Here is a 3,245-nt window from a genome sequence, read left to right on the forward strand (position 1 = left end):
ACACCGAGATCGCGCAGCTGCTGAGCGTGCCCATCGGCACAGTGAAGACACGGCTGCGCGATGGCATGATTCGGCTCAGACACGAACTGGGGGTGACGGCATGAGTGAGACGCACGACGACGACGCGCAGAACGATGAGACACGCCTCCTCGCGGCCGGCCACGCCCTGCGGTCGCTGTCGCCCGAGGAGAGCGAACGCTACGAACGCCTCCTCGCGACCTCCCCGGAGGCCCGTGCCGAGGCATCCTCCTTCGCCGAGGTCGCCGCGGCCCTCGATGAGGCACCACCCCTGGCGGAACCGCCCGCAGATCTCAAGGCACGGCTGATGGGGCAGATCGCCGTCACCCCGCAGCATCCGACCGCCTCCGAGCAGGTCGCGTCCGAAGCGACTCCGGATGCCGCCGCAAGCCCGGCGCAGGCGAGCTCGCCCGCCATGACGGCAGCGGAGCGGAAGGCGCAACGGCGCTGGTACAGCCGTCCGGCCGTCGCCGCAGCCGCGGCCGCTGCTGCGGTCATCCTCTTCGCCGGCGGAACGGCCGTTGGCTTCGCCATCGCGCAGCATCCGCAGAGCACGGCGCAGGCCGATGTTCTCGCCTCGATCACGTCTGCCCCCGACGCGCAGCGTTCCACGGCCAAGGTGGCCGGCGGCGGAACGGCGACGCTCGTCTGGTCGCCGTCCCTGGGCAGGTCCGCCATGATCGTGAACGGCGTGGCCGCAGCCCCGGCCGGTAAGACGTACCAGCTCTGGTACATCAGGAACGGCAAGGCCACCTCGGCGGGACTGATGTCGGGCCAGTGGGATGTTCTCCACGGCAGCATGCAGGCCGGTGACGTCGTCGGGCTGACGGTCGAGCCGGCGGGCGGATCGAAGCAGCCGACGACGAAGCCCGTCGTCACCATCGGCAGCTAAGGCGCGACCAGCGCAGCGCTCGCCGATCACCGGGCAGGTCTTGACGGGTCGCCGTCGCACACGGTGGCCGTGCATGACCCCCGAGCACCATCTGGACCGGTGCTCTTCGTGCCGCGAAAACGAATCCAAACCGTTCCGCCCACCGCTCCGAAGTCAGTTGTGGAGGCCGCAAACGCGCCTCGGGCACAGCACTCTAAGGAGAACCAGGATGTTCCACACGAAGCGCACCACGGTCGCGGCGGCAGCTGTCGCAACGCTCACCGTTCTCGCTCTGGCCGGCTGTACCGGCAGCAGCAACAGCTCCGACAAGAGCTCATCGATGAAGACCAGCAAGCCGAGCGCATCCGCCAATGCGAACCCCGCCGCCGATCTCGTAGGGCCGGGATGCTCCGCCTACGCCAAGCAGGTACCGACCGGCGCGGGATCGATCAAGGGGATGGCCCAGGACCCGGTCGCTGTCGCCGCCTCGAACAACCCCATGCTCACCACGCTGGTCAAGGCGGTTTCGGGCAAGCTGAACCCGGACGTGAACCTCGTCGACACGCTGGACGGCGGCCAGTTCACCGTCTTCGCTCCCGTCGACTCCGCGTTCGCCAAGCTCCCGGCATCCACGGTGTCGACTCTCGGTACCCCGGCGGGCGCGAGCACTCTCAAGACGGTTCTCACGTATCACGTCATCGCCGGACAGCTCGCCCCTGACGCCATCGACGGCAGCCACAAGACGGTCGAGGGTCAGGACGTCACGGTCACAGGCAGCGGCGACAACATGAAGGTCAACGACGCGAACGTCATCTGCGGGGGCGTGCACACCGCCAACGCGACCGTCTACCTCATCGACTCCGTGCTGATGCCTCCGGCTCAGTGATCACGGACCGTCCCTCGCACGCACCTGATAGGAGAAAGGCATCATCATGAAGTCATCCCCGAACCGCCTCCTCGCGACGATCTTCGGCGCCGTCTACCTGCTCGTCGGCCTGATCGGCTTCTTCGTCACCTCGGGCGTCGGATTCGTCTCGACGCAGGGCGGCCTGCTGCTGGGCATCTTCGAGGTCAATCCGCTGCACAACGTGGCGCACCTGTTGATCGGCGCGGCGCTGTTGATCGCTGGTCTGGCATCCGTTCCCGCCGCGAAGACGGTGAACATCGTCATCGGAGCGGCCTATCTGCTGCTGGGCATCGTCGGGTTCTTCATCGCGAACACACCGGCGAACGTGTTGGCGCTGAACACTCCTGACCACTTCCTGCATCTCGCGAGCGCGATCGTGCTCCTCGCCGTCGGCCTGAGCACCGACAGGGCGACGGAGCGTCGCGCGGTGAGCGCGTAAGACGTGCTCGCATTCATACGCACCTGGCCGGCGCTGAGCGCTCTCGGCGCCGGCCTCGTGCACCTCGCTGTTGCGTCGTCATCTGCGGTGTGGATGTCCGTCGTTCTGATCGTGATCGGTCTCACGGAACTGACGTGGGCGATCACGGCGTTGACCCTGCAGAGAGCGCCGCTCCCGCGGCGCTCGCTAGCGGTCGCCCTACTTCCCATCGCTTTTGCGGGCGGCTGGGCGCTGACGTCCACGGCGGCGCATCACAGTGGGATGGCGATGCGCATGGGGCCCTCGGCCGCGTCCGTCTCGGTCCCTCTCGCGCTGGCGTGCTGCCTCGATCTCGTCATGGCATTCGCGTGCGCCAGAGCCGTGAGGCTCCGCAATCGTCAGCACCGGGTCGCCCGACCGGTGCTGGCACGCACCGAACCGGATGGTGCGGCGCTCGGAACCGCGCAGACCGGAAGCGGCGCGATCAGAGCGCTTGCGGGCATCCTTCTCGGTGCGGTTCTCGTGGCCGGGGTCACCGTCCCGGCGCTCGGCGCCACCGACGCAGGCAGACACGCCGGGATGCACATGCAGATGTAAGCCGTCGTGCTCTACGGCACCCTTTGGTCGATCCCGCTCACGGGCACGCCGACGGGTGTCGGCTCCGCTGTCTTGTCACCGAGCACCAGCCCGCCCTGACTGTCGGCTTCGGCCCGCAACGTCGCGAGCCATTGCCGGTTCAACGCCGGCGGCCGGGATCCCGTGAAGTGGAACGTGAGATCGTTCGCCGGGTGCAGCCAGATGCTGGTGCGGCCGTTGCCGGCGGAGACGGGATTCTTCCAGGACAGCGCGAAGCAATCTCCGTGCCTGAGTTTGTAGTAGATGAGAGCTTGGAGATGCGCGAGGATGCGATCCTCGAACTCGATCTGCTGGCCCTGATAGATGAGGTAGCCCATGACCTGCTTCTTCGGGTGGGTCCGGAAGAGGCAAAGGGGACGATGCCAGCCGAGGGCTTCACGACAACCGGAGTCTGT

General features: G+C 67.4%; 5 protein-coding genes. 4 read left to right on the top strand and 1 reads right to left on the bottom strand.

The annotated features are described in order from the left end of the window. Positions 1–100 precede the first annotated feature (100 nt). The 4 genes from ACTHNC_RS00900 (at position 101) to ACTHNC_RS00915 (ending at position 2,811) form a co-directional block, all read left to right on the top strand. Positions 101–910 carry an anti-sigma factor gene (locus ACTHNC_RS00900; RefSeq protein ID WP_440292702.1) on the top strand — a complete coding sequence of 270 codons (810 nt, stop codon included), beginning with the start codon at positions 101–103 and terminating at the stop codon, positions 908–910. A gap of 208 nt (positions 911–1,118) precedes the next feature. Beyond that, entirely contained in the window at positions 1,119–1,775 is a 657-nt protein-coding gene (locus ACTHNC_RS00905) for a fasciclin domain-containing protein (RefSeq protein ID WP_440292703.1), read from the top strand. Positions 1,776–1,821: 46 nt separating this feature from the next. Beyond that, the gene (locus ACTHNC_RS00910) at positions 1,822–2,235 is read left to right on the top strand and encodes a DUF4383 domain-containing protein (protein ID WP_440292704.1); all 414 of its coding nucleotides are present in this window, start codon (positions 1,822–1,824) and stop codon (positions 2,233–2,235) included. A 3-nt stretch (positions 2,236–2,238) separates the two neighbouring features. Beyond that, positions 2,239–2,811: a hypothetical protein gene (locus ACTHNC_RS00915; protein WP_440292705.1), complete on the top strand. Its 573-nt coding sequence runs from the start codon at positions 2,239–2,241 to the stop codon at positions 2,809–2,811. 11 nt (positions 2,812–2,822) lie between these two features. Here the strand turns inward: ACTHNC_RS00915 and ACTHNC_RS00920 are convergent. Next, positions 2,823–3,245: DUF7882 family protein (locus ACTHNC_RS00920; protein ID WP_440292706.1), on the bottom strand; the 423-nt coding region annotated here is incomplete at its 5' end.

The sequence above is a fragment of the Humibacter sp. genome (assembly GCF_051954055.1).
In the GTDB taxonomy this organism is placed as follows: Bacteria; Actinomycetota; Actinomycetes; order Actinomycetales; family Microbacteriaceae; genus Humibacter.

Excerpts from the sequence above, each read along its gene's own strand:
- ACTHNC_RS00910 (WP_440292704.1), top strand. The coding sequence starts at position 1,822 with ATGAAGTCATCCCCGAACCGCCTCCTCGCGACGATCTTCGGCGCCGTC.
- ACTHNC_RS00905 (WP_440292703.1), top strand. The coding sequence starts at position 1,119 with ATGTTCCACACGAAGCGCACCACGGTCGCGGCGGCAGCTGTCGCAACG.
- ACTHNC_RS00900 (WP_440292702.1), top strand. The coding sequence starts at position 101 with ATGAGTGAGACGCACGACGACGACGCGCAGAACGATGAGACACGCCTC.